Here is a 26,579-nt window from a genome sequence, read left to right on the forward strand (position 1 = left end):
ATGATAATGGACTGTTTACACCACTCTTACTCAATATCGTTGAACTCGAACCCGGCCAGGCTATGTTTTTATATGCCCGCACTCCCCATGCCTATCTTGATGGCGTTGCTTTAGAAGTTATGGCCAATTCTGACAATGTCTTGCGAGCCGGTTTAACCAACAAGCATATTGATGTTCCTGAACTCATGGCTAATCTGGATTTTATTCCAAAAGCTGCCGATACTTTGCTAACCGTACCAAAACAGGTAAAAGATGCGCTGAGTTACCCTGTTCCTGTTAATGATTTTTGTTTTTCTGTCTATTCTATTTCAGAACAACCAATTTCATTGGAAAATGATTCAGCATCGGTTCTATTTTGTGTTGAAGGGGAAGCAGTTATCAACACGGATAAGCAGCAGTTGAGATTACTCTCGGGTGAATCACTTTTTTTGCCTGCTATCGAAGATACCGTAACTGTTTATGGTAAGGGGAGAATAGCCAAGGTATCTAATTAATTTATTTTCATTGGTTGTTAATCATATTTCCAGTGAATGTTGACATAAATACAAAACGTATAATACACCCATGTATATGCGTTAAAAGGATGGGATTTTTACATGAAAAAGTCGTTAGTTGCAGTAAGCATTGTTGTTGCTCTGGGTGCTGTGTGGACAGGAGCATCATGGTATACAGGTAAGAAACTTGAAGAGCGTTTAGATGGCTTCATAAAACAGGCAAACACTGAACTGGTAAAAGCGTTTCCTGAAAGTGGCATAGAATGGCAAGCAAAAGATTTCAAACGAGGTATTTTCAGTTCCGATGTTCGTTTGATCCTAAACATCAGGAATGGTGTAAAAAATGCCGATATCCCACCAAATGAAGAAATCATTTTCAAATCGACAATCGATCATGGGCCATTTCCTATCTCTGACTTGAAGAGATTCAACCTGAGTCCCCAAATGGCCTCTGTCCACGCAGAACTGGAAAAAAGTGATGCGTTGAAAAAACTATTTAATATCACAAACGAAAAATCGCTGTTTAACTTAGATGCTAAAGTCAGTTATAGCCGTGCGCTCTCTGCTAACATTGATCTGATCCCTATTAATCATACGGAAACGACTAAAAATGGTAACCAACGGGTGCTGTCATTTTCAGGCGCAAAAATCAGTGCCGACGTCAATCGTGATCTAAGTGAATTTTCCTTCACAATCAAAAGTGATGAACTGTCTTTCAGCGATCCAACCAAAAAAGAGTCAATTTCACTTAAGGAAATTGATTTTAAAGGGGATAACAAAAAAGGCAAATTCGATATCTATACCGGAAATCAAAGCTATAGTATTGGCGAATTCAGCATGAATGGAATTCCTAATGAGCCAAATATCGCTCTTAAAGGAATGAAAGTGACATCCAATTTAGGCGAGGACAAAGATAATCTGAAAATCAAAATCGTTTATAGCATTGATGGTTTAAAGATTAAGGATATAGAGTTTGGCTCTGGTAAGTTAGCTCTGGGTATGGGAAAACTTGATGGCCAGTCTGTGCGTAAATTTACCCAAGCCTATAACGATGCGGCTGAAGCGGCCTTGACTACGGATCAAGTATCTTATGATACGACTTCCTTAGCGATCCTCAGTAACTTACATCTCCTTCTGAATAATAATCCACAATTCAGTATTTCTCCTTTTAGTTGGAAAAACAGTAAAGGTGAAAGTTCAGTGGATTTCAACCTTGCCTTACAAAATATTCCGGAGGATAAAAGTGCATTGCAACTTATGGAACCAGAAGAAATGGTTCGTACCCTGGTTCAAAAATTGTCTTTGCACATTAATATACCGAAAGCCATGTTGATAGAATCTATTGCGCAGTCAGCGATGCTAGACGGTAAGGATAAAGCTACCGCAGAAGCTCAAGCAAAACTGCAAGTTCAGATAATGACCCAAGAAGGGATTAAATACAACATTCTGACTGACAAAGACGGTATCATTAGCCTTAACTTCCTCTATGCCAATGATAAAGTCAAATTAAACGACAAAGAATCCAGTTTACATCAATTCCTGCTTGATAATGGCTTTGCAGAATAGTGTTTCACTTTCTTGCCAGCCAACACGTTGGCTGGCTTTTTTATATATATATAATTTAATAAAAAGGATAATAAAATGATTGACATACAGCTTCCACTGACCGATCTTCACCGTCACCTTGACGGTAATATCCGTCCTGAAACCATTTTGGATCTTGCACGTCAACATAATATCCCTCTCCCAGCTTATGAGCTGGAAGCATTACGTCCGCATGTCCAAATCATTGAAAATGAGCCTAACCTTGTCAGCTTCCTGCAAAAATTGGACTGGGGTGTGACTGTACTTGCCGATTTAGAAGCTTGCCGCAGAGTCGCCATTGAAAACGTTGAAGATGCAGTCAAGGCGGGTCTTGATTACGCTGAACTGCGTTTCTCCCCTTATTACATGGCAATGAAGCACCAACTTCCCGTTGAAGGCGTTGTGGAAGCGGTGATCGACGGGATTATCCACTCAGCAAGCCAGCAACATGATATTCAGATCCGTTTAATTGGTATTCTGAGCAGAACATTTGGGGAAAAAGCGTGCACCGAAGAACTCGCCGGACTTCTTGCTCATAAACAACATATCACCGCATTAGATCTGGCGGGTGATGAATTAGGCTTCCCCGGCCATCTCTTTGAGCAACATTTTATCCGAGCACGTGACGCAGGTTGGAATATTAGCGTACATGCAGGTGAAGCCGCAGGGGCGGAAAGCATCTGGCACGCTATTCGTGAATTAGGTGCAACTCGTATTGGTCACGGTGTCAAAGCAATCACTGATCCAGCCTTAATGGATTATTTGGCTGAACATGGCATCGGTATTGAATCCTGCCTGACATCAAACTTGCAAACCAGCACCGTCAGTTCCTTACAAGCTCACCCCCTGAAACAGTTCCTTGAGCACGGGATCCTGGCATCAATCAATACGGATGATCCGGCAGTAGAAGGCATCGAAATTCGCCATGAATATAACGTTGCGGCGCCAGCTGCGGGACTGTCTCCAGCGTTGATTCGACAGGCACAGATTAATGGCTTGGCAACTGCATTCCTTAGTGAAGCAGAAAAACAGGCACTGAAAGAAAAAGTCGCCAACCGCTAAGAACTAAGTTGTTCCAAAGGCAGAAAATTACTCTGCCTTTTTTATTTTTAAACGCTGCGCATAACGCTGAGCAAGGACAGCACAAACCATCAATTGGATCTGGTGGAAAATCATCAACGGTAACAACATCACACCAACCATTGGCGCGGGAAATAATACATTCGCCATTGGTACGCCATTCGCCAGGCTCTTCTTCGAACCACAAAACACAATAGTGATTTCGTCATCTTTGCCAAATCCCAGCAAACGCGAGCTATATACGTTAATTAGTAGTACGATAGCTAATAAAACACAGCAGACGATCCCAATCATAAGCAGTGAATAGGCATCGATTTTATGCCAAATACCTTCCACCACCGCCTCACTAAAGGCAACATAAACCACCAGCAAGATAGAAGAACGATCTGTCATGTTGACCAATTTCTTATGTTTTTCCACCCAACTGGCAATCAAAGGACGCGATAAATGTCCGACGATAAAAGGCACCATTAACTGCAAGATAATATCTCTTATCGCTTTCCAGGTATCTGTTTGAGCCCCTCCTTCTTGAGTTTGGATCAAAAAACCAACCAACAATGGAGACAGGAATACACCTAACAAGCTTGAGGCGGAAGCACTGCATATCGCCGCGGCAACATTTCCCCCTGCAACGGAAGTAAACGCAATAGCCGATTGTACTGTGGCAGGTAAAGCACAAAGATAAAGAAAGCCCATATAAATGGTTGGTGACATCCACTCTGGCACGATGAAACTTAACCCCATCCCTAGTATGGGAAACAAAATAAACGTGCTGGAGAAAATCACCAAATGCAACCGCCAATGCCCTATCCCTGCCAAGATGGCATTGCGGGATAACTTCGCGCCATGCATAAAAAATAACAGCGCAATAGCGGCTGTAGTTAAGTATTGAAACCACTTTTTCGCTTCACCTTCGCAAGGAAAAAACGATGCAATGATGACCACAGTAATTAATGTCACTAAAAAAGGATCAATTCTTAATTTTTGCAACACGTTCATCAATATAAGTCCCCTTTACCCACCTGCCACTGTTTAATTAGTCAATTAAGATTGTGCGTTGTTCTTTTGCTGATTTTTCACCAGCTTCGATAAGTTTCATAATCAAAATAGCTTCGCTAGCAGTTACGGGATTAAGTTTTCCAAACAAAATCGCATCACGAATAGCCGCATAATAAGCGCCATAATTACCAGGTACAGTAGGAACAACTTTCGTAACTAAGTCATCACCTTGTGACAACGTCACATAACCATCCCGTGCATCATATCCCCAGTCTGCCCGTGGAGGCCTTTCTCCTGCCTTTAAACGCTCTTCTTGAGGATCCAGACCATACTTGGTATAACTGCCATCCATACCATGCAATGTATAAATAGGTGATTCTGCTGCTGCAAGCATGGTTGCATGCAACACGACTTTCAAATCAGGATAGGTGAGCTGGGCATGAAAATAATCCGCCGTCTCTGCATCTGGGCGCATCATGCCCAAATCGGTTGTGATAGCTTGTGGTTTGCCAAACAGTTGCACGGCCTGATCCAGTAAATGAGGCGCTAAATCATACCAAATGCCACTACCGGCTCCAGCAGCTTCACGCCAGCGCTGACGAACAGCGGGACGGTAACGATCAAAATGGGATTCATAATATTTCAGGGCTCCCAATTTATTTTCTTTAATAAGTGATTTCACTGTCAGAAAACCAGAATCCCAACGACGATTATGGAATACAGACAGCAATAAATTGGCTTCTTCTGCTTGCTTTTTCAATGATTGAGCCTGTTTTACCGTAATGGTAAAAGGTTTATCAACGACAACATGTTTACCTGCCTTTAACGCCTTTTGTGCCAATGGGTAGTGAGTATCATTTGGTGTCGGGATCACGATAAGGTCAATGTTGGGATCACTGAAGAGTTCCTCCGGCGAGGAAGCGACTGATATTGTTGGCCAGTCTTTTTTAACTTTATCTGTATCACTGCTGGAAATGGCAACCAATTCGATATTGGGTGTTCCTGCAATTAATGGCGCATGGAATGTTTTACTTGCATAGCCATAGCCTACTAAACCCACTTTCAAAAAATCACTCATAACGGCCTCTAAAAAATGATCAAAATATCGTAAACAAGTCATCAGGCACCAGAAAGTATCACCTCCTCTCACACGTTAGCAAATAATCCTGATTCCAGTACTACTCTCTTTTTCCTATAATCATTTTCTACTATCAAAAAAATCACGGTGGAGTGAAAACTGCTTATGTATCAGTCCAATGATTATTATCGCATTAATGGCTGGTTATTAGCGCCTGCCGCATATCTAATCATGACATTAATCGCTGCCAGTTTGATGTTACTGTTATATATAATGACGTTTATCCATAAAAACGAAACTATTCATCAAATAGGGGGGAATTTTACCACCTTGTGGTATACCTCAGTATTAACCACGACAATGATGTGGTGTTTTACTATATGGGCATTGAAGCTACTTTTTATTCGCTCGAAACGATTCCCACGTATTTTTATTATTTGGCTGATGGCTTCCGTGTTGATGGCCATAAAAACTTTCGCCTTTTCTCCTATTTCTGATGAAATGGCAATACGATCCCTATTATGGCCATTACTGGCTGCCACCATCTTCATTCCTTATATTAAACGCTCCCATCGGGTGAAAATGACTTTCACACAAGATCGATAACATACCCCACAATTGATTGTTATCATTGCCCCGCTTCCCCACATTCAGGTGGGGAATTTCTACTCAAACTATGTAAGCAGTGTTCCATTTTCCAATATCTTATTTTCAGGTATAGCAATGACTGAATACCTTTTGTTATTTATTGGCACAGTCTTAGTCAATAATTTTGTTTTGGTAAAATTTTTGGGTCTATGCCCATTTATGGGGGTATCCAAAAAACTCGAAACCGCCATCGGTATGGGGCTGGCCACAACTTTTGTTCTTACCCTAGCTTCTATCTGCGCATGGCTGGTAAACACATTTATTCTTGTCCCGCTCGATTTGGTTTATTTGCGCACCCTGAGCTTTATTCTCGTTATTGCGGTTGTCGTTCAGTTTACGGAATTGGTCGTCCGCAAAACCAGCCCGACGCTTTATCGCTTGTTAGGAATTTTCTTGCCACTGATTACAACCAACTGTGCTGTACTTGGTGTTGCATTACTGAATGTCAATCAATCTCACGATTTTTTACAATCTGCTGTATATGGCTTCAGTGCTGCCGCGGGTTTTTCTCTTGTCATGGTGCTATTTGCCGGCATTCGGGAACGCCTGGCCGTTGCCAATATTCCTGTCCCTTTTCGTGGTTCATCAATAGGGCTTATTACAGCAGGGTTAATGTCCCTCGCATTTATGGGATTTAGTGGTTTGGTGAAATTCTAATGATGTCATTATGGATTGCTATCGGCGTACTAAGCATACTCGGATTAATCTTTGGCTTAATCCTTGGTTTTGCTGCGCGTCGTTTTAAAGTAGAAGAAGATCCGATTGTTGAAAATATCGACAGCTTATTACCCCAGAGTCAATGTGGACAGTGCGGTTATCCCGGCTGTCGCCCCTATGCGGAAGCGGTTGCCAATAATGGCGAGATGATCAATAAATGCGCCCCAGGTGGAGAACAAGTTATGCTCAAAATCTCCGAATTAATGGGTATTGATCCACAACCGTTGGACGGCGACGATAACGTTCAGAATCCAGCCAGAAAAGTTGCTTTCATTGATGAAGAAAATTGCATAGGCTGCACAAAATGCATTCAGGCTTGCCCTGTAGATGCGATTATTGGTGCAAACCGTGCCATGCATACCGTTGTTGAAGATCTCTGCACAGGTTGTGACCTATGTGTCGCACCTTGCCCAACAGATTGTATTACGATGATCCCCGTTGCTACTACTACCTCAAATTGGAAATGGGATTTAAACACCATTCCAGTAAAAAATATCCCCGCAACACCAGACCCTACTTTGTTCTCCTCTGCTAAGCCTGTTGAGGTTAAAACCCATGTTTAATCTACTCAACTTGCTTAACAAAAATAAAATCTGGGATTTTAATGGTGGTATCCATCCACCAGAAATGAAGTTGCAATCTAGCCGTACCCCATTACGCTATGCGCCATTGCCGGATGAATTAATCATCCCCCTAAAGCAACATTTGGGGCCAGAAGGCGAGCTGCTGGTTAAAGTGGGCGATTATGTGCTGAAAGGCCAGGCTTTAACATTTGGAATGGGCAGAACAGTACCTGTTCATGCTTCCACATCTGGGACAATTATTGCAATTGAACCTTGCGTCACAGCACACCCTTCTGGGCTAAAAGAATTGTGTGTCCGGTTGCGTCCTGATGGTAAAGATCAATGGGGAGAACGCAACCCAGTCGCTGATTACACCATATTGGAAGTCAATGAAATATTGCAACGCATTCAACAAGCCGGTATTGCTGGCTTAGGTGGTGCTGGCTTCCCTACTGAAACAAAACTGAAAGGCGGACGACACAATCTCAACACCCTAATCATCAATGCGGCCGAGTGTGAACCTTATATCACCGCTGATGATCGTTTAATGCAAGAACATGCAAAAGAAATTATTGCGGGTATCCGCATCTTAATACATTTGCTTAATCCAAAGCAGGTATTGATCGGCATTGAAGACAACAAACCCGAAGCGATTAATGCCTTAAACGCAGAACTTAGTGGTGATAAATCCATCATTGTGCGCGTCATTCCAACAAAATATCCTTCTGGTGGTGCCAAACAACTGACCAAGATCTTGACCGGAAAAGAAGTACCTTCTGGTGGTCGTTCTTCTGATATCGGCGTTCTTATGCAAAACGTGGGAACAGTCGTGGCGATAAAACGTGCCATTATTGACGGTGAGCCGTTAATCGAACGTGTAGTTACGCTAACAGGTGAAGCAGTCACTTCGCCTGGCAATTTCTGGACGCGCCTCGGCACGCCTGTTCACTTCCTGTTACAACAAGCCGGATTTAACCCAGGATCAGAACAAATGGTCATTATGGGTGGACCATTAATGGGATTCACTTTACCTGATTTGAATGTCCCCATCGTCAAAATCAGTAACTGTATTCTTGCACCTTCGGTACAAGAGATGGAACCCAAAGTCATTGAAGAAGCGTGCATTCGCTGCGGCCTATGCGTTGAAGCATGCCCCGCCGGATTGCTGCCGCAACAACTGTACTGGTTCAGTCGTGGGCAAGAACATGAAAAGGCCAAAAATCATCATTTATTCGACTGTATTGAATGTGGAGCTTGTGCTTATGTATGCCCAAGTAATATCCCTCTGGTTCAATACTATCGACAGGAAAAAGCTGAAATATGGGCGATAGAAGCAGAAGCACGCCGTTCTGCTGAAGCTAAGGTGCGTTTTGAAGCTAAACAAGTACGTATGGAACGGGAAAAATTGGCACGTGAAGAACGCCATAAAAAAGCGGCTGTTCAAGTAAATAGCAGTGATAAAAGTGCTGTACAAGCCGCCCTTGCCCGTGCGAAGGAAAAACAGGGAAATACTGGCGAATCTATCCTTGTGCAGGCAGGACAATCACCTGACAATACAGCAGCAATTGCAGCACGTAAAGCCAGAAAAGAACAGTTGCGTGCTCGTCAAGCAGAAAAACAAATTACTACAAACTTAAATATAGAAGAAAATACATCAACATCGGTTGAAGACAATGATCCGCGTAAAGCCGCCCTCGCCGCTGCGATAGCCAGGGCAAAAGCGAAAAAGGCAGTACAAAGCGATGAAGTGACAACGTCACTAGAGCAATCTCAACAAAATAGCGGGGATGATACACAAGATCCACGCAAGGCTGCTGTTGCGGCGGCCATTGCCCGTGCTAAAGCCAAGAAAGCCGCGCAAAGCCAACCGGAATCAACCCTCCCTCAAGCGGATTCCGCAGAGCCGGAAGAAACCGATCCCCGTAAAGCAGCTGTTGCGGCGGCCATTGCCCGTGCTAAAGCCAAGAAAGCCGCGCAAAGCCAACCGGAGTCAACTCTCCCTCAAGCGGATTCCGCAGAGCCGGAAGAAACCGATCCCCGTAAAGCAGCTGTTGCGGCGGCTATTGCCCGTGTCAAAGCTAAAAAAGCCGCTCAGGAAGAACAAGTAATTACAACCGAATAGTGAAATTTATCGATGAAATTTAGGCCAGTAAAAACTGACAACAACCAACTAAAAGTCGCAAGTTCACCTTTTACACACAACCAAAAAAGCACTAGTCAGATCATGCTTTGGGTAGTTTTAGCGGCCATACCTGGTATTGCTATCCAGACCTATTTCTTTGGCTCTGGAACATTATTCCAGATTTTGCTAGCTATCATTACCGCATTGTTAGCTGAATCTGCTGCTATAGCATTGAAAAAACAACTAATACTTCCCTATCTCAGGGATAACTCTGCTTTAGTGACAGGATTGCTTTTAGGTATTAGCCTGCCACCATTAGCACCATGGTGGCTAATCGTGCTCGGCACATTTTTTGCTGTCATTATTGCTAAGCATTTGTATGGCGGACTTGGGCAAAATCCGTTTAACCCTGCCATGATCGGCTATGTCGTTCTATTGATCTCATTTCCTGTACAAATGACCAGTTGGATGCCTCCTGAATCTTTACAGACATTCACTTTAACCCCATGGGATAGCCTTATGGTCATTTTCACAGGACATACGCCAGATGGCTCAACTTTGTTACAACTGCAACAAGGTATTGATGGATTAAGTCAAGCAACACCGCTGGACAGTTTCAAAACTGGCAGGTTGACTCACAATATTGATGAAGTATTGCAACAACCTATATTACAAGGCGTTTTAGCTGGCATTGGCTGGCAATGGGTTAACGTTGCTTATTTGGTTGGCGGCTTGATCATGCTCAACCGAAAAATCATTAACTGGCAAATCCCAACTGCCTTTATTTTGTCACTGGGTATTTGTGCACTGATAAGTTGGCTTTTTGATCCTACCCGTTATTCACCACCCTTATTGCAACTTTTTTCCGGTGCCACCATGTTAGGCGCATTTTTTATTGCAACTGACCCCGTTAGCGCATCAACAACACCAAAAGGCCGTTTGATTTACGGAACCATTATTGGTGGGCTTATTTGGATAATTCGTGTTTATGGTGGTTATCCTGATGCTGTTGCATTTGCGGTATTACTGGCAAACATATGTGTGCCACTTATTGACCATTACACCCAGCCTCGTGCTTACGGCCATAAATAGGAAAAGGAAGAGTACTATGTTAGAAACTATGCGTCGTCACGGTGTTACCCTCGCAATTTTCGCAGCTTGTACGACAGGGCTAACGGCAATTGTTTATTCATTAACAAAAGATCGGATCGCCGAACAAGCAGCTTTACAACATAAGGTATTGCTGGATCAAGTTGTCCCCCCTGCTTTATACGACAATGATATGCAAAATGAATGTTATCTAGTGGCAAACAAGGCATTAGGTAATGAACAGCCTCACCGTCTTTACCTCGCCCGTAAAAAAGGTGTTCCGGTTGCGGCTGCGTTAGAAAGTACAGCGCCTGATGGCTATTCGGGTGCAATTCAATTACTGGTTGGTGCTGATTTTTCTGGCAGCGTGTTGGGTGTTAGAGTCACTGAACACCACGAAACCCCCGGTTTGGGCGACAAAATTGAAACCAGAATTTCCAATTGGATTTATGCTTTCTCTGGCAAAAAAATCATGTCAAAGGATGATCACAACTGGGCGGTCAAAAAAGATGGTGGAGAATTCGACCAATTTACCGGTGCAACCATTACACCGCGTGCTGTTGTCAATGCTGTTAAACGGACAACTCTTTATCTGGAAACAGTATTGACACAACTTTCTTCCCTGCCAACTTGCGAAGAGAAATAATTATGAATGAAACTAAAAACCTATTTATTCAGGGGCTATGGAAAAATAACTCCGCATTGGTACAGCTTTTAGGGCTTTGCCCTTTATTGGCTGTTTCCTCTACGGCAACCAATGCGCTAGGATTAGGATTAGCGACAACACTGGTTTTAGTGAGTACTAATATGGCCGTATCAGCATTACGTCGCTGGGTACCCCATGAAATTCGTATCCCAATTTATGTGATGATCATCGCGTCTGTCGTCAGTGCCGTCCAGATGTTAATCAATGCCTTTGCTTTCGGACTCTACGAATCATTGGGTATTTTTATTCCTCTGATTGTCACTAACTGTATTGTGATAGGCCGTGCTGAAGCCTACGCATCAAAAAATTCGATCTACAATTCAACAATTGATGGTCTTGCAATGGGGCTGGGAGCAACTTTCGCCTTATTTGTATTGGGCTCCATGCGAGAGATTTTGGGGAACGGAACTATTTTCGATGGTGCCGATCTATTGCTGGGTAACTGGGCTAAATCACTGCGTATTGAAATCATCCATCTGGACTCCCCTTTCTTGCTTGCCATCCTGCCACCAGGTGCTTTTATCGGATTAGGTCTGATGCTGGCAGGAAAATATATCATCGATGAACGCATCAAAAATCGAGCAGAACATAAAGAACGGCAGTATAACGTAGAAAAAGGCTGTGGAAGCCATATCACAAGAGGCTAAAGAGCAACCAGATATGAATCAACAAAAACGGATTGAGATACTTACCCGTTTACGGGATAACAATCCACACCCAACTACTGAGCTGGTATTCAACTCTCCATTTGAGTTACTCATTTCTGTATTGCTATCTGCACAGGCTACAGATGTCAGCGTGAATAAGGCAACGGCAAAACTATATCCCGTTGCTAATACACCGCAGGCGATCCTTGATTTGGGCGTTGATGGTTTAAAAGAGTATATAAAAACTATTGGGTTATATAACACTAAAGCTGAAAACGTGATTAAAACTTGCCGGATATTGTTGGAAAAACACCATGGAGAAGTACCGGAAGATCGCCTAGCGTTGGAAGCGTTACCAGGCGTTGGTCGAAAAACGGCTAACGTTGTTTTAAATACTGCTTTTGGTTGGCCAACTATTGCAGTTGATACGCATATTTTTCGCGTCAGCAATCGAACTCAATTTGCCCCAGGGAAGAATGTCGATGAAGTCGAGAAGCACTTATTGAAAGTTGTGCCAGCAGAATTCAAGGTTGATTGTCATCATTGGCTGATTCTACATGGTCGCTATACTTGCATTGCCCGAAAGCCGCGCTGTGGTTCTTGTATTATTGAGGATCTTTGTGAATATACGGATAAAACCGAATAATTAAAAATCCTGAATCTTCATTAGTCTGTCTCCTTTAATTCTTACAGGAGGCAGACTGAGAAAATCATATTATTTTTTCCCCTATTGAAATTTGTGAGTTGAATTTTATAGTTGTATTGTTGAGATTTAAATTAGTATGTTGTAACTAAATATTTCTGTTTAAAACATTACCTAATACGGATTAGGACTAATAATCCTGTCGTATCAGTGGAGAAATAAAAATGGCATTCCCCATTTCGGTAAAATGGCCGATTTTTAGTCTTACACCACAGTTTTTCCTGTTTTGATAAGATGTTACTTGCTCCATACTCTCGATTCGCGTAAAACTGTTGTCCAAAATTATCGATAATAACTCAATATTCCTCAGATATTATGTTTCAAAATAATCCGCTGCTTGCACAGCTAAAACAGCAACTTCACGCCCAGACCCTGCGTGTAGAAGGTTTAGTCAAAGGAACTGAGAAAGGTTTTGGATTTTTAGAAGTCGACGGCCAAAAAAGTTATTTCATTCCACCTCCCCACATGAAAAAAGTCATGCACGGAGATCGGATTACCGCCGCTATCCACACAGACAAAGAGAAAGAAATTGCCGAACCGGAGTCTCTGATTGAACCCTTCCTGACCCGTTTTGTAGGAAAGGTCCAGAAGAAAGAAAATGACAACCGACTATGGATTATTCCTGATCACCCATTGTTAAAAGACACTATCCCTTGCCGCCCAGCAAACCACGTTGACCATGCCTTTGAAAACGGCGATTGGGCCGTAGCTGAAATGCGCCGGCATCCACTGAAAGGTGATCGCGGTTTTCATGCCGAAATCACTGGCTATATTACGCAAGGTGATGATCATTACGCACCATGGTGGGTAACATTAACTCGCCACGAACTGGAACGTGAAGCGCCAGCAATGACGGATTGCCTGTTGGATGATAGTTCTATCGAACGCATCGATCTGACCGCGCTTGATTTTGTCACCATTGACAGTGCAACAACCGAAGATATGGATGATGCCCTGCACATCACCAAAAATGATGATGGTAGCCTGAAACTTTCTATTGCAATTGCCGATCCTACGGCTTATATCAAAGCAGGTAGCGAACTAGATAAAATTGCCTACCAGCGTAGTTTCACCAATTACCTGCCAGGTTTCAATATTCCAATGCTCCCTCGTGAGCTATCCGATGACCTGTGTTCTCTGCGCCCTAATGTACGCCGCCCTGCCCTGGTTTGTCAGGTTTCAATTTTCGAAGATGGTCAATTGGGTGATGATATTCAATTCTTCTCTGCTTGGGTTGAGTCTAAATTTAAGCTGGTTTATGACGAAGTCTCAGATTACTTAGAAGGCCAGAAAGGTTGGAAACCCGAATCAGATGCCGTGACTAGCCAAATCATCCTCCTAAAAGAGATGAGTGAACGTCGCAATAACTGGCGTCTGCAAAATGCGCTGGTTTTCAAGGAACGTCCGGACTATCGATTTATCCTTGATGAAAACGGCCATGTTGTTGATATCGTTATTGAACAGCGTCGCACAGCTAACCGTATTGTCGAAGAAGCCATGATCACAGCAAACTTATGTGCAGCTAAAATTCTGCGTGATAAATTGGGCTTTGGTGTTTATAACGTCCACACTGGCTTTGAACCTACCCAGATTGAACAGGTTATTGAAGTTCTCAAGGAACATGGCATTGAAGCTAACGCTGAAGCATTACTAAAACTGGAAGGGTTTTGTGAATTGCGCCGTGAGATGGATAACCAACCGACACAATTCCTGGACAGCCGCATCCGCCGTTTCCAAACATTTGCTGAAATCAAAACAGAACCAGGCCCACACTTTGGTTTAGGATTTGATGCTTACGCGACCTGGACATCTCCTATCCGTAAATACAGCGACATTATCAACCACCGTTTGTTGAAAGCAATTATCCAACAAGTGGAGATAGAAAAACCTACTGAAGATCTTTGCTTGCAATTGACCGAGCGTCGCCGAGCTAACCGCATGGCAGAACGCGATGTTGGTGATTGGCTCTATGCTCGTTTCTTGCAACCTCATGCTGGCACAGATAAAGCATTCCCAGCAGAAATTATCGATATCACCCGTGGTGGCTTGCGAGTTCGACTGGTAGATAACGGTGCCGTCGCTTTCGTCCCTGGACCATTCTTGCATGCTGTTCGTGATGAACTTCAATGCAGCCAAGAAACAGGTTCCGTGTTGATTAAAGGCGAAACTGTTCACCGCTTAAATGACATCATCAATGTCCGTATTGAAGATGTCAGAATGGAAACCCGCAATATTGTGGCACGCCCTGTATAAGCTAATCTTACAAGTCATTTATATAAAGCATCTCTGCCGCCATAAATGGCGGCAGTTTTGTAATAACCCATAAGGGGACTTCCACATGCTATTTTCTTCAATGAGCCGGATAGTTTTCACAACCACCCTTGTTTCCTTACTTGGTGTACTCTTCACTTTTCCAGCCAATGCAAGCGATTATAACAATCAAATTTCTTACCCGAATGAAACATCGTCTGCAAGAAACCCACACAAGACAAATAAGATCATTCATCAGCTTTCCATATTAGAGAAAAATGCCAATGGCCGGCTTGGCGTAGTATTAATAGATACATCTGATAACTCCATCATCTCTTACCACGCAAACGAGCGCTTTCCTCTATGTAGCACGAGTAAGTTAATAGCTGTATCCGCTATTCTGAAGAAAAGCGAAACAAATGCCCACCTATTAACTCAACGAGTTCATTATCAACAATCAGATCTTGTTGAATATAGCCCTATTACAGAAAAACACCTTAAAGAAGGTATGACCTTGGGAGAGTTAAGTGCAGCAACATTGCAATATAGCGATAATACGGCTATGAATTTGCTTCTTAACCAATTGAATGGCCCAAATGAAGTGACACACTTTGCCCGTACTATCGGTGACAATGTTTTTCGTCTCGATCGCTATGAACCCGAATTAAATACCGCTATTCCAGGTGATGAGCGCGATACTTCCACACCTCAAACTATGGCAAAAAGTTTATATCATTTGGTATTGGGCAATGCTTTAGCTACAACTCAACGTAAACAATTAACTGAGTGGATAAAGGGCAATAAAACAGGTGGTGCCAGCATTCAGGCCGGAGTACCCAAGGATTGGATTGTAGGAGATAAAACTGGTCGCTGCGATTATGGTACAACAAATGATATTGCGGTTATTTGGCCAGTACCTAACCGTGCACCATTAGTTTTAGTTACTTATTTTACTCAACCAGATAACAAAGAAGCCACTGCCCGGCCTGACGTATTGGCTACAGCTGCACGTATCATGACTCAAGACGAAGAAAATGAAACAAGCAAGGAGTAATACACTCCAGGCGACCATCCACAGCACCGTATATACCAATCAAACGCATCTTGAAGTTAGATTGGTATATATGAACGAATACAATGTTTTGTTTTTTATGATTTTAAAGTAAGTAATTGTGACTTTAAATACTATACCAATCGCCATTGAAGATGCTTGATTTATCCCCCAAACCAGATCATGCTTACGACCATGAAAATTCATCTGACACCAGAACAAAAACGTGCCCTCGAATTGATGCATGATACTACTCGTGACAGTCGAGTCTGTGATCGCATCAAGGCCGTGCTTTTGGCCTCTGAAGGCTGGACTGCTCAGATGATTGCACAGGCCTTGCGTATTCATGAAAGTACGGTCAGCCGCCACCTGAAAGATTTCATCGCTCAGGAAAAGCTCACCCCGGAAAATGGCGGGTCTGAAAGCCATCTCTCTGCCGAACAAACCACCGACCTGATTGATTATTTGACGGCCAATTTGATGCATACGACCACTCAAATTGTGGCCTATGTCCAAGCCCGTTGGCAGGTGTCTTTCAGCGTGGGCGGAATGACAAAATGGCTTCACCGCCAGGGTTTCAGCTACAAGAAACCAAAGGGCGTTCCGCATAAATTTGATGCGGATAAACAGCAACAATTTATTGATGATTACCAATCGCTGAAAAACGGAGTGGGTCAGAGTGAACCTATCCTATTTATTGATGCGGTGCATCCTACCCAGTCCCCAAAGCTCAGCTATGGCTGGATGAAAGCAGGAAAAAATCAGGTCAAAGTGGTCGAAACCACCGGCAGTCGTCCCCGTCTCAATATTCTGGGTGCGCTCAATTTACAACGTATTGAAGACACCGTGATCCGTGAATATCCGAGCATCAATGCTAAAAACATCGCGTATTTCTTCGGGGCAATCCGGGAAACTTACCCGCTTTCGCAAAGGATCCATATTATTCTGGATGGGGCGGGTTATCACCGGGCAGAGTGGGTGAAAGATATTGCGTATGTCCTGAATATTGAATTGCATTACCTCCCGCCCTACAGCCCAAACCTCAATCCGATAGAGCGATTGTGGAAGTATATGAATGAGCAGGTGCGTAATAATGTCTATTTCCCGAATGCGAAGACGTTCCGTGAAACCCTTCGTCACTTTTTTCATGTCACTTTGCCAGAAAAAGCGAAAGAACTGACGACTCGACTGACTGACAATTTTCAGATTTTAAAACCGGCATCTTCAAGTTAGATTGGTATATTTAATTATTCCTAAGTGTAACGTTTTTCTAGAGAAAACATTTAGGATGTGGTTAATGAAATACTATTTTTATATGGCGTCATCTAATTATCTCTAAATGTGATTCTTTTTTAGAGGTAATATTTATGGCTTGGTTAATTGTAATAATATTTTTATATTTTTCACATTGACTTTTATTTGTTTGAATGTAGTCTAACCTGCAAATATCAATAAACGTAGCCTTACAATAAGGCGGCATCAACTTTACGATAAAGTAAGTCCTAAATATAAACACTGTCATTCCTGTTACATTTCGATAAAGAATAAAAAACTGCTGTTGACCACACCCACAGAATGTGGTTTTCAGTTAAAAATAAACTTCATAATTTGAAAGGGTAATATAATGGCTGGAAAAATCACGATAGATCCCCCAAACGGTAAAATCATCAAAGGGCAACCATTCAGTGTGACGGTTTCGATAACCGGTAAACAGAGTTTAACAGCTTCTGCAAAAATCAGCGTTGCTCCTAATCCAACAGGTGTAAAATTGATAAAGGCATTCACCAGCTATATTGCAAAGGGAAACCTTTACCAGCAACTGATATTTCAGGCCGATAAAACCAGTAGCGATTATAAAATCTCGTTTACAACGAATTTGCCGGGCATATCTCAACAGGATGTAACGTATACAGCTGCCGACAATCAGAAAATGAAACCTGATTCTCTCAAACTGACAGGAACTTCATCTTATCTTTATGACCCAAATCCCGTTGCTGTTAACGCACCTATTCCCCCAAGCGCCCCATTTATTCCACTGTCAATCAATCCACTGACAGAGGACGGGCACCCAATTTCAAAATATGATATCCATCTTCGGACAGAAAGTATCGTGAGAATATTCACAGAAGAAGATGGGGCTGAAATTTTACCTTATGATGTACCTACTCATGAAAACCCGTATTACGACTATCTAATTCAGAAAAAATCAAAAGCCGCTGTTAATCTAAATATATACGCCACCCCAGGCCTCAGCGAGTTCGTCACTCTTGAAACGGTATTCAATCTTACCGGAGCAGCTCACAAAGAGTACGATCAAACACAAGTTATATTTATTAATACTGTTCCAATTAATATAGACAATAACTTTGATGGGCCACGCATTGAGGAAACAAATTTTAGCTCGACGTTAACAAGGCCAGCTCAAACGGATGATTTCCATTTCATGGTTCAGAAAAACGATGCTTTAGAAGACGGTGGTTTCATTATCGGATTTGTGACAGACGATGAAAATAACATCTATAAAAAACAGCTATGTTTTGGGCGGATATCGGATGAAAAAAACGAATCGTATATATTTATAGCCGATTACGAAAATATGTACGAAGGTGATAATTATATCAGCTATGTTACTCTTAATAAGGCAGGCATCCTTGTAGGTTCCGAGCTTCGTTACATAAATTATACTAGCGGTGGCAACAATAGCCCTGCCCCTAATGACTCTCTCCGGCCCCTAGTTGCTCCAGATGTATACGATCAGTACGGTAACTACATTAACCTATATAAACCAATAAATATTAACAGTATCGGTAACAAAGGACTTGAAGTTTGGTTACTATCCGACCTGACTAAACAGGATACAACAATCACTGAAGGTAATAGGATTACGATTAAAGCTTATATCTCGTATTGCGACGATGAACGTTCGCCTGCACGTAAATTACCGATTATGGTTGCTGAAAATCACACCATAGGACCGGGAGAAATAAAAGACGGATATTTTAAGGTGACCATCCCTGCTGATAAGCTAATGGATTATAGAACATCAAGTGATGCGTCTGTCGGCTCAATCACAATAGACTACATCAGCCTTCCACAAAACCAGAAATCTAAACTTTTCACCAGAGCGTTCGATACATCCATACCTGACTAATTAATAGCATGTGGCATGTTGGCAGCAACTAACATGCCACCTTATATCAAGTGAATTTTTTGCGAATAGAAAAAGGACAATGATATGTCTAAACAGAATCATAGCCTCGTGGCGCCTAATTTCCCACAAAGTGTCGGAGGGATTATTGATGAATCAGAAATAAATCAGGACGAACTTGTAATCGTAGTCGAAAGAAATTCAAATGTTCGTATTGGATATCAAATTATTGTTCATCTGACGCCATACCTATCGTCAATACCGTATCCCATCACAAATGAAAATCTCCTAAGTCCGACCTATCAAATAACCATACCTTTTTTTACTATTCCTCCTGGTAGTTATGATGTTTACTATACCATCACCAACTTGGTAGGGAATATAGCTATATCTGAAAGTACCCACGTCACAATTCAAAAGACAGAGCCGCCGAAAAAGACAGATCCTCCGCAACCATCTCTTGATGCGATACTAATAATAACCGGATATCAGCAAATCGGTGACGAATACGCAATACTGACAATCCAGATTCACGATGCACAGACATCTGAACAAATTAAAAATACAGCCATCTCTTATAAAATAGACCAGGCTATAAATTTGAATATTGTATCGGAAATTGCCTCAAACCCCGATACAGTACAATCAATGACTACAGATGAATACGGACAATTTAAAATAAATCTGCAAGGTCAGGTCGGAGGATATGGCATTATAACGGTTACAGCTAATAATCATGTCGGAAGCATACCATATACTATGGGACAAGATTAAGGAGATATTAATAATGGCAAATAAATTACTTCATCTTTCGGGTATAAAAAGTGGTTGGAATGTTTCGTATTTTTTTCAAACGCAAACTTGGAATAGTTATATGGTAACAATACAAGATAGCATCACCAAAACAAACTACGGCACATGGGTAAAAACTTACGAAAAATCCAGTATTCCCCACACTTTTTCCGGTACATTTCTATATACAGGGCCAGATGGAAAACTTACATGCTATGTTGAGTGTGCTGAAGGTAATCGTCTTGATAATAGCTGGAATTCAAGTTTGATACTGCCAAGTTCGGGGGAACCAACTCTAGGAATGACCTATTGTGCATCCTTTGAGGATTTTAGTGGCTCAATCGATTACAATGATTTCTTTGTTTGTCTGACAGGGTGGTCTCACGGAGGGTAGGCGTCGATTTTTGCAATCCAACCTCATGATAACCATATATATTAGAAAATTTAGAACTCAGATATCTATTATAAAATAAGCTATGTCATCATAAATAATATATATACGCATTAAACTTCAAATTGCAATTTACAACACTATACCAATCCAACTTCAAGATGCGTGTTATATTTCCCCGCGTAGCGGGGAAATATAAAGTCTCGCCTCATCTTACGGATTGCAACTTGAAGTTAGATTGGTATATAAATGGAATGTTAGAAATCAATTCAAGCCACGACACAATCAACGGGTATAGATAAATACTGGCAGTCTAAAGTAACCCTAAAAGAAATTGCAACATAGGATTACAGCCAAGAATTATATCGTAATAAAAAAACACTTCATGTAATTATATTAAGGGGATATTAATAATGGCAACAAAGACACTTAAATTTATTGATATAAAAAGTGGTTGGTATATTTCTTATTTTTTTATGACAGAAGCTGGTTATGGTTATACAGTGAAAATATATGATGAAGATACAAACACACTCTATGCTCACTGGACAAAACCTGACGATGGAGATAGTGAGATAAATAAATATGATGGTAAAACGTTTCAATACACGGGAGCGGACGGAAAACTTGTATGCACTGTTGAGTGTCCTGAGAGTAATCATCTTGATAACAGTTGGAGTGAAGGTTCGATACAACCAAGTTCGGGAACGCCAATACTAGGTAGAACTTATTGTGCGGCTTTTGAGGATTTTGGCGGCTCAATTGATTACAATGACTTTTTTGTCTGTCTGGTAGGATGGTCTCACGAAGGATAAATACCCCATTCTGCAATCAGCATTCTCACCGTGGGGTATCATCCCCACGGTTTTAACTTGACACCAATAGCACTCTCTTAATCACCACGTCATTCTTAGCCCAATTTTTGCGTTCAGCTCGTAGCTGTCTGCAAAGTTATTAAGGCTGGTATTGACTGAAGTCTGACCAGAGACAGAATACTTGCCATCATCCCAACTGTAGAAGCCACCAGCACCTGTTTCACCCCATGTGCGGTCATTCCCTCCGTGGAAGGCAACATTTTCAACATCAACCGCGTCATTATGCCCCAAAAGCTCCTGTCGAATGTTAAAAAGGCCATAAATCTTCGCAGCTTGTTCATTCTTACCCTGATCATCATGCCACTTTTGGCTGTAGTCTATCGTCGCACCCACGCGCAATTTCACGTTCCTGCTTTGATCAAAGCGGACTTTGGCTCCAAATGTATCATGGAAGTCATTCATATTGATGGCAGAATGCACAAGCTGTACTTGCGGAGTCAGCGACCATTTTGGGGTCAAATCAAACCGTTGCCCTGCTTCCAGACCCAATGCATAGCCCAGAGCGGACTTATTATTCCCCAGTTGCCGACTGGCCGTCTTTGAATCCAAGTCATTTTCAAAGTAGGTAAGCTGCGTTAAGCCATCCAGATAAAACCCATTATTACCATACCATGTACCTGTCACACCTATTGTGTAACCATTCGCATGGATTTTACCTTCACCATGCACGGAGCCCACGTTTGCATTAATATTCGAATATTGCAGGAAACCACCACCAACCACTGAGCCGTGGTCATTTTCATACAAGCGGCCGTCTATGCCGATTTGAGCACGAGCCATGTTATAGGTGATATCGCCAGCTCCAGATGTGGTGATGCGGGGTGATAATCTGCCGTAAGAAGCTGCCATCCGTCCCCATGTGCCACTGGGCAATGATAGGTTTGTGCTATCATCTGCGCTATCCTCGTCAGCAGTGGTTCTGAAGCTATTCACACCCCGCAGTTTGTCCTCACGCCCGCCAACTCGTCCATGCAAAGACTCAGGCATATTCAGGGTCTGTAAAACTCGTCCATAAGCCTCGTAAACGCTAACGCCAGCATGATAGAGTTGTTGTGGCTTTGGTTGAGGATCTGGGTTGGGTTTTGGGCTGGTCAGCGACGAGCGCAGATACCAATTTCCATCCAAATTATCAATACCATTCTTATGAAGCCGGTAAGCATAGGCACCGATCACAACGGCTTGCTCTCCCTTATAACTATAATCACCAACCAAACTGAAAGTGCCATCCGACGTGCCTTTCACATCAACAACCTTGATGCCTTCAGTCGTCGGTGCCCCCGCGCCGCCGACATTTTTGATAACGAGATGAGTTGTGCCAGATGTGCTGCCGTTCACCACCAGTCTGTCAGTCTTTGAGTTATCGCCTTCCAACACGGTCGATAAACTCACTATACCGTTATTACCGCTATAGTTACCTGCGATCACCAGTGTACGCCCTACGGCTTTGTCATCTCCACCAGCCAAGACTGTGCCACTGTTATTCAAAGCGGAAATAGTCGTATTAAATCCGCCCATATCAAGCTTACCATGTTGCCCGATTGTATAAGACGAATCTGCACTGAAAGCCCCTTCCGATCCTTGGCGAAGCGTCCCTTTCTGTACTTCCGTCGTGCCTGTATAGTTGTTAATGCCGGTCAGAAGGGTTGTACCGTTACCCGCCTGCACCATTTGCCCTTGCCCTTTTAGGGAACCGGAAAATGCCATTTGATCAGCACGGTTGAAAACCAGTTTCGTACCTTCTCCACTTTCGACCAATCCAGTAAGGGTTCCGCTGTTATGTCCATCACCGATTTGCAAAATGCCATGACGAATTACCGTACCACCAGAATGGATATTCTTGCCGGTAAGCGCCAGCGTCCCTTTACCCTTTTGAATAAATTTGCCCTCGCCAGTAATATTGCCGCCAAATGTCACAGCATCTGCGCGGTCAAAAGCCAGTGTCCCTTTACTGCCTGTGACCACATCACCGGAAATACTGCCTTTAGTACCACCGTCCCCTATCTGGAGGACACCCTGCGTCACTTTCGTGCCGCCTGAATGAGCATTCGTGCCGGTAAGCGCCAGCGTCCCTTTACCCTTTTGAATAAGTTTGCCTTCGCCGGTGATATTGCCGCCAAATGTCACAACATCTGCGCGGTCAAAAGCCAGCGTCCCTTTACTGCCTGTGACCACATCACCGGAAATACTGCCCTGGGTGCCGCCATCACCTATCTGGAGGACACCCCGCGTCACTTTCGTGCCGCCGGTGTACTTATTCTCACCTTTCAAAACCAACGTCCCGTCATCCGTTGTCTCAAGTGTAGCCGACCCTGTCAGGGTTGATTCAATTGTGGCAACCCTACCAGCAGTTGACTTATTACCCGTTCCAACACGAATTTTGGCGCTGCCGGTTTTATCATTCTCTAAGACCAGAGAACCGCCAGTGATTTTATAGCCATCGGCGCTAAACTGCATACCATTTACAGTGACATTGCCGCCGCTATTATCTACCTGCACAGTCCCTGCGGTCCCTGAGAAAATGGCAAACTGGTCAGTGCTTTTCCAACTGGCATTGGGATATCCTGTTTTTGACGTCCAGTTATCATTTCCACCGACTTGCCAAATACCATCACCACCATCAATGGCATTATTGTTGTGTTTACTGATGTCACCACCATCCCAATAGTTCAGGATCATGCCGCCAGTATTGATGAGATAGACTTTATGGTTTCTATTTGTACCGAGAGAGAATGAGTCCGGTTTTCCGCCAGTGAACGTCATTCCGTTATCGATTAAGGTGCCGCCATAGTGAAATATATCGTATTCACCTGCTGCTAATCCGCCAAGATCCGTGACATTAAGTGTTCCTGCCAATGTCAGATCACCATGAACATCAAATAATGCCGGCGTGGAGACATCCTTTGCCCCAAGCGAAATATCCACATTGGCGCCGCTATTGAGAATAAGATCTTTGCTAAATGTCAGAGTATCACCTTGTTTGCCTGTAAGGTGACCGCCGCTTTCAATCGTTGTTTTACCCCCAACTATGCCTGTGCCATTAACAGTCCCTCCATTTTTAACATTGAAAGTCGAAGTTGTTGTGCCTAGCTGTCCATCAACGATAAGAGTTCCCTTTTCAACATGCGTTGATCCTGTAAAAGCCGAGGAATCTGAACTGAGCCTCGTTACGCCAGCGCCAATTTTATCAATATGACCACTTCCAGAAATAACACCCTCAAAGTTGCTTGTTCCACTCAGATTGAGTGCCAGAGTGCCTTTGTTTAAGATATCGCTTTTGGTCAGGTTTCCGGTCGTTCCACCATGACCGAGCTGTAACGTTGCGCCATTGCCAATGCTAGTCTGGCCCGAGTAGTTGCTGTCACTGGTTATGATAGCTTTGCCGCCGGCGATCTCCAAAGTGCCTGTCCCGCTTATCTCACCATCGAGTGTCACCACACTGTTCTTCGTACCGGCAACGACAACCGCGCCTTTATTGTCGATTCCGGCGAGCGAGAGTTTGCCTATAGTGTTGCCATCACCAAACCGCAGTTTGCCTGATGTCACTGTGATTGGTTTACCCGTAGTCACATTACCGGTCAGAGTCAAATCACCGGTGCCCTGTTGGTGAAGGAAACCGGCACCTTCAATATCAGCGGCAAAGAGGATGGGATTTGTTCGGTCGAAAGCCAGTACACCGCTCTGCCCAATTGTCACTTTGGAAGTATTATCAAGGCTTCCCGCCAGCCCTTTATTGCCAAGTTGAAAAATACCCGATTCGATTTTTGTCTCACCGGTATAGGTATTCGCCTCTGTCAAAATAGTTGTGCCACTACCCACTTGATGAACTGAGCCTGCTCCACTAATAATGTGGTTATAGGTCACTTTATTGTTTCGGTTGAAATAAAGGCTTCCTGCATTATCCACATTACTGGTGATGCTTCCCGTGTTATGTCCGTCACCCAAACGTAACGTGCTGCCGGATAATATATTGACCGTACCAATATTCATGTCATGGGTATAGGTAAGATCCAGATTTCCTGTTGTAGCACCTTTTGCCCCGATGGTGACCACTGAATTTTTCGCCCCGGACACATTGCCCTTCAGGGTTACATTTGGACCAGACATATAAAGGCGGGCACTGCCAAGCTCGACATTGCCATCAATTGCGCCTGAATTATGAATATCGTTAGTAATAGTGCCATTATTCTTTATAGAGAATTGGTCTCCCTTTATTACACCTCCGTCCAAATTCGTGATGGTATCAACAACGCCTTTATCGTCGATATAAATTCCATTTTGCTTTCCATATAACAAGGAAGCATTGGTAATTTGTTTAATTTTAGACGGCCTGATCTGGGGATTAACATTCAATTCAGTCATTCCCTGCCCAGTGACCTGAATTGCGGCCTGGTCAACTGTGATCCCTTTACTCCCGGAGTTATTATTCAGATTTTCGAGGTATCCCCCCCCCCTGGATTAGAACGCCCTGATTGGGTCCTGTCACTGTCCCATCATTATTAAAAGTACCAACATTACTACCAGATTCAATAACAAACGTCGCGTAAGCAGAGTTAGCAATATTCCCCAGAGACAATATTCCATAATTATCAAATTTTTTAAGTATCGACGTTGTAACGGCTATTCCATCAATTGATCCTTTCTCCCGATTTATGATGGTATCTATGCTTCCAGATTGGTCATTATTATTTGCACCAATTGCCTGCTGAATTTGTATTGAATTTAATGAGTCAGAGTCATCAATGGATTTGATTGAACCATAATTATCTAACATGTTTATTTGACCAGAAACCCAAATGGCTCCGGTCACTCCGCTTATAGTTCCGCGATTAATCAGCTGTCCAACAGAACCACTGTGAGTTACTGTAACTCCACTGGATCCCTGCAAAACGCCATTATTCTCAATGCAATCAACTAAAGTTTTTGGTGCTATATTATTGTTCTCACCGACATTGACTGCACTGTATTTCAGTCCGTAAGGATCTGATTTAGTTGCTTGCCCCCTAGGGGCATCAATCGATACTCCTTTATTGACAAGAAGATTTTCACCACTTGACAGATTATAGGGGGAGGTTGTTTCATCACCGGAAATGGACGTCGTGTTCGAAGAGCCGCATGGTGAGGCTACTATTGCATTAACGCTTATGCCAGGAAAAAACAAAGCCACTCTAAGGGCTATCGGCAATACGGCGTGTCTGTATATTTTCATAAGTGCTTCCCTAAATAACTTGAATTTCGTTTAAGAAGGGGAACTAAGGTGTTTGAAACACAAACAACGTTTTGTCATCGAAAACAAAATAGTGAAGGCTCACAAGCTATAAATACTTTAGAATAGCTTTACTATTTCGTCGATTATTTCTGTCAAGAATTGAAATGGTCGACATCGACAAGGTGGAAAAGCAGATCTTGGACTTGGAAGCAAAAGCCGCCGACCTGACCAGAACCCAGGATCATCTGGAGCAAGCGAATAGTGAAAATCGCTCTTTGAGCCAAAAATTGGCAACTACAGAGGGTGAGTTAGAGGTGCAGAAAGGCAAAAGTATGGAGCAGACAGAAAAGCTCCGGGCCGCTCACGAGCAGAATGCAGCATTATAGCCAAATCATACTAATATGGCATAATATCCAGATCCAACATGACAAGGCAT

The 26,579-nt window shown here is 42.9% G+C and carries 23 protein-coding genes; 19 read left to right on the forward strand and 4 right to left on the reverse strand.

Annotated features, from left to right (window positions below):
* The 3 genes from manA to add form a co-directional block, all read left to right on the forward strand.
* Nucleotides 1–494, forward strand: a 494-nt coding sequence (gene manA, locus AAC853_RS15085; RefSeq protein WP_340615027.1) for a mannose-6-phosphate isomerase, class I, incomplete at its 5' end; no start/stop codon positions are given.
* Nucleotides 495–596: 102 nt separating this feature from the next.
* Entirely contained in the window at nucleotides 597–2,060 is a 1,464-nt protein-coding gene (locus AAC853_RS15090) for a YdgA family protein (RefSeq protein WP_340615028.1), read from the forward strand.
* 75 nt (nucleotides 2,061–2,135) lie between these two features.
* On the forward strand, nucleotides 2,136–3,140 hold the full coding sequence (gene add, locus AAC853_RS15095) for an adenosine deaminase (protein WP_340615029.1): 1,005 nt from the start codon (nucleotides 2,136–2,138) through the stop codon (nucleotides 3,138–3,140).
* A gap of 27 nt (nucleotides 3,141–3,167) precedes the next feature.
* Here add and AAC853_RS15100 read toward each other — a convergent pair whose 3' ends face one another.
* A complete protein-coding gene (locus tag AAC853_RS15100; RefSeq protein WP_338882345.1) occupies nucleotides 3,168–4,157 on the reverse strand; it encodes a bile acid:sodium symporter family protein in 990 nt (329 codons plus the stop codon).
* Nucleotides 4,158–4,194: 37 nt separating this feature from the next.
* On the reverse strand, nucleotides 4,195–5,235 hold the full coding sequence (locus tag AAC853_RS15105; RefSeq protein WP_340615030.1) for an oxidoreductase: 1,041 nt from the start codon (nucleotides 5,233–5,235) through the stop codon (nucleotides 4,195–4,197).
* Between the two features lie 165 nt (nucleotides 5,236–5,400).
* Here AAC853_RS15105 and AAC853_RS15110 point away from each other — a divergent pair, with 165 nt between their 5' ends.
* The 15 genes from AAC853_RS15110 to AAC853_RS15180 all read left to right on the forward strand — a co-directional run bounded on the left by AAC853_RS15110 (nucleotide 5,401) and on the right by AAC853_RS15180 (nucleotide 20,877).
* Nucleotides 5,401–5,841 (forward strand): DUF2569 domain-containing protein, encoded by a 441-nt coding sequence (locus tag AAC853_RS15110; RefSeq protein ID WP_338882348.1) that lies wholly within the window; start codon nucleotides 5,401–5,403, stop codon nucleotides 5,839–5,841.
* 117 nt (nucleotides 5,842–5,958) lie between these two features.
* Nucleotides 5,959–6,540 carry an electron transport complex subunit RsxA gene (gene rsxA / locus AAC853_RS15115; protein WP_189760139.1) on the forward strand — a complete coding sequence of 194 codons (582 nt, stop codon included), beginning with the start codon at nucleotides 5,959–5,961 and terminating at the stop codon, nucleotides 6,538–6,540.
* Nucleotides 6,540–7,163, forward strand: coding sequence for an electron transport complex subunit RsxB (gene rsxB / locus AAC853_RS15120; protein WP_340615031.1), 624 nt, complete (start codon nucleotides 6,540–6,542; stop codon nucleotides 7,161–7,163). The genes rsxA and rsxB overlap by 1 nt, the downstream gene beginning before the upstream one ends.
* Nucleotides 7,156–9,285 (forward strand): electron transport complex subunit RsxC, encoded by a 2,130-nt coding sequence (gene rsxC, locus AAC853_RS15125; RefSeq protein WP_340615032.1) that lies wholly within the window; start codon nucleotides 7,156–7,158, stop codon nucleotides 9,283–9,285. Before rsxB ends, rsxC begins: the two co-directional genes overlap by 8 nt.
* A gap of 12 nt (nucleotides 9,286–9,297) precedes the next feature.
* Nucleotides 9,298–10,377: an electron transport complex subunit RsxD gene (rsxD, locus tag AAC853_RS15130; protein ID WP_338882352.1), complete on the forward strand. Its 1,080-nt coding sequence runs from the start codon at nucleotides 9,298–9,300 to the stop codon at nucleotides 10,375–10,377.
* 16 nt (nucleotides 10,378–10,393) lie between these two features.
* Nucleotides 10,394–11,020, forward strand: coding sequence for an electron transport complex subunit RsxG (rsxG, locus tag AAC853_RS15135; protein ID WP_340615033.1), 627 nt, complete (start codon nucleotides 10,394–10,396; stop codon nucleotides 11,018–11,020).
* Between the two features lie 2 nt (nucleotides 11,021–11,022).
* On the forward strand, nucleotides 11,023–11,727 hold the full coding sequence (locus AAC853_RS15140) for an electron transport complex subunit E (RefSeq protein ID WP_338882354.1): 705 nt from the start codon (nucleotides 11,023–11,025) through the stop codon (nucleotides 11,725–11,727).
* Between the two features lie 13 nt (nucleotides 11,728–11,740).
* Nucleotides 11,741–12,373 (forward strand): endonuclease III, encoded by a 633-nt coding sequence (nth, locus tag AAC853_RS15145; RefSeq protein ID WP_340615086.1) that lies wholly within the window; start codon nucleotides 11,741–11,743, stop codon nucleotides 12,371–12,373.
* Between the two features lie 372 nt (nucleotides 12,374–12,745).
* Nucleotides 12,746–14,683 (forward strand): exoribonuclease II, encoded by a 1,938-nt coding sequence (locus AAC853_RS15150; RefSeq protein WP_340615034.1) that lies wholly within the window; start codon nucleotides 12,746–12,748, stop codon nucleotides 14,681–14,683.
* An 85-nt stretch (nucleotides 14,684–14,768) separates the two neighbouring features.
* A complete protein-coding gene (gene bla / locus AAC853_RS15155) occupies nucleotides 14,769–15,734 on the forward strand; it encodes a class A beta-lactamase (RefSeq protein WP_340615035.1) in 966 nt (321 codons plus the stop codon).
* A 192-nt stretch (nucleotides 15,735–15,926) separates the two neighbouring features.
* Nucleotides 15,927–16,964, forward strand: coding sequence for an IS630 family transposase (locus AAC853_RS15160; RefSeq protein ID WP_340615036.1), 1,038 nt, complete (start codon nucleotides 15,927–15,929; stop codon nucleotides 16,962–16,964).
* Between the two features lie 391 nt (nucleotides 16,965–17,355).
* Nucleotides 17,356–18,882, forward strand: coding sequence for a hypothetical protein (locus AAC853_RS15165; protein ID WP_340615037.1), 1,527 nt, complete (start codon nucleotides 17,356–17,358; stop codon nucleotides 18,880–18,882).
* A gap of 84 nt (nucleotides 18,883–18,966) precedes the next feature.
* Nucleotides 18,967–19,653 carry a hypothetical protein gene (locus AAC853_RS15170; RefSeq protein ID WP_340615038.1) on the forward strand — a complete coding sequence of 229 codons (687 nt, stop codon included), beginning with the start codon at nucleotides 18,967–18,969 and terminating at the stop codon, nucleotides 19,651–19,653.
* A gap of 13 nt (nucleotides 19,654–19,666) precedes the next feature.
* A complete protein-coding gene (locus tag AAC853_RS15175; protein WP_340615039.1) occupies nucleotides 19,667–20,065 on the forward strand; it encodes a hypothetical protein in 399 nt (132 codons plus the stop codon).
* 410 nt (nucleotides 20,066–20,475) lie between these two features.
* Nucleotides 20,476–20,877, forward strand: a complete 402-nt coding sequence (locus AAC853_RS15180; protein WP_340615040.1) for a hypothetical protein — start codon at nucleotides 20,476–20,478, stop codon at nucleotides 20,875–20,877.
* An 81-nt stretch (nucleotides 20,878–20,958) separates the two neighbouring features.
* Here the strand turns inward: AAC853_RS15180 and AAC853_RS15185 are convergent, their stop codons facing one another.
* Together AAC853_RS15185 and AAC853_RS15190 are read right to left on the reverse strand one after the other, a co-directional pair.
* The gene (locus tag AAC853_RS15185; protein WP_340615041.1) at nucleotides 20,959–25,296 is read right to left on the reverse strand and encodes an autotransporter outer membrane beta-barrel domain-containing protein; all 4,338 of its coding nucleotides are present in this window, start codon (nucleotides 25,294–25,296) and stop codon (nucleotides 20,959–20,961) included.
* A 61-nt stretch (nucleotides 25,297–25,357) separates the two neighbouring features.
* Nucleotides 25,358–26,143 (reverse strand): hypothetical protein, encoded by a 786-nt coding sequence (locus AAC853_RS15190; protein ID WP_340615042.1) that lies wholly within the window; start codon nucleotides 26,141–26,143, stop codon nucleotides 25,358–25,360.
* A 164-nt stretch (nucleotides 26,144–26,307) separates the two neighbouring features.
* Between AAC853_RS15190 and AAC853_RS15195 the strand changes: the two genes are divergently transcribed.
* Nucleotides 26,308–26,529, forward strand: coding sequence for a hypothetical protein (locus tag AAC853_RS15195; RefSeq protein ID WP_422824230.1), 222 nt, complete (start codon nucleotides 26,308–26,310; stop codon nucleotides 26,527–26,529).
* Nucleotides 26,530–26,579 lie beyond the last annotated feature (50 nt).

It is taken from the genome of Xenorhabdus thailandensis, from assembly GCF_037996785.1.
Taxonomy (GTDB): Bacteria; Pseudomonadota; Gammaproteobacteria; order Enterobacterales; family Enterobacteriaceae; genus Xenorhabdus; species Xenorhabdus griffiniae.

Coding starts and splice junctions, on each gene's coding strand:
- AAC853_RS15090 (WP_340615028.1), top strand. CDS start 597: ATGAAAAAGTCGTTAGTTGCAGTAAGCATTGTTGTTGCTCTGGGTGCT.
- add (WP_340615029.1), top strand. CDS start 2,136: ATGATTGACATACAGCTTCCACTGACCGATCTTCACCGTCACCTTGAC.
- AAC853_RS15100 (WP_338882345.1), bottom strand. CDS start 4,157: ATGAACGTGTTGCAAAAATTAAGAATTGATCCTTTTTTAGTGACATTA.
- AAC853_RS15105 (WP_340615030.1), bottom strand. CDS start 5,235: ATGAGTGATTTTTTGAAAGTGGGTTTAGTAGGCTATGGCTATGCAAGT.
- AAC853_RS15110 (WP_338882348.1), top strand. CDS start 5,401: ATGTATCAGTCCAATGATTATTATCGCATTAATGGCTGGTTATTAGCG.
- rsxA (WP_189760139.1), top strand. CDS start 5,959: ATGACTGAATACCTTTTGTTATTTATTGGCACAGTCTTAGTCAATAAT.
- rsxB (WP_340615031.1), top strand. CDS start 6,540: ATGATGTCATTATGGATTGCTATCGGCGTACTAAGCATACTCGGATTA.
- rsxC (WP_340615032.1), top strand. CDS start 7,156: ATGTTTAATCTACTCAACTTGCTTAACAAAAATAAAATCTGGGATTTT.
- rsxD (WP_338882352.1), top strand. CDS start 9,298: ATGAAATTTAGGCCAGTAAAAACTGACAACAACCAACTAAAAGTCGCA.
- rsxG (WP_340615033.1), top strand. CDS start 10,394: ATGTTAGAAACTATGCGTCGTCACGGTGTTACCCTCGCAATTTTCGCA.
- AAC853_RS15140 (WP_338882354.1), top strand. CDS start 11,023: ATGAATGAAACTAAAAACCTATTTATTCAGGGGCTATGGAAAAATAAC.
- nth (WP_340615086.1), top strand. CDS start 11,741: ATGAATCAACAAAAACGGATTGAGATACTTACCCGTTTACGGGATAAC.
- AAC853_RS15150 (WP_340615034.1), top strand. CDS start 12,746: ATGTTTCAAAATAATCCGCTGCTTGCACAGCTAAAACAGCAACTTCAC.
- bla (WP_340615035.1), top strand. CDS start 14,769: ATGCTATTTTCTTCAATGAGCCGGATAGTTTTCACAACCACCCTTGTT.
- AAC853_RS15160 (WP_340615036.1), top strand. CDS start 15,927: ATGAAAATTCATCTGACACCAGAACAAAAACGTGCCCTCGAATTGATG.
- AAC853_RS15165 (WP_340615037.1), top strand. CDS start 17,356: ATGGCTGGAAAAATCACGATAGATCCCCCAAACGGTAAAATCATCAAA.
- AAC853_RS15170 (WP_340615038.1), top strand. CDS start 18,967: ATGTCTAAACAGAATCATAGCCTCGTGGCGCCTAATTTCCCACAAAGT.
- AAC853_RS15175 (WP_340615039.1), top strand. CDS start 19,667: ATGGCAAATAAATTACTTCATCTTTCGGGTATAAAAAGTGGTTGGAAT.
- AAC853_RS15180 (WP_340615040.1), top strand. CDS start 20,476: ATGGCAACAAAGACACTTAAATTTATTGATATAAAAAGTGGTTGGTAT.
- AAC853_RS15185 (WP_340615041.1), bottom strand. CDS start 25,296: ATGACTGAATTGAATGTTAATCCCCAGATCAGGCCGTCTAAAATTAAA.
- AAC853_RS15190 (WP_340615042.1), bottom strand. CDS start 26,143: ATGAAAATATACAGACACGCCGTATTGCCGATAGCCCTTAGAGTGGCT.
- AAC853_RS15195 (WP_422824230.1), top strand. CDS start 26,308: ATGGTCGACATCGACAAGGTGGAAAAGCAGATCTTGGACTTGGAAGCA.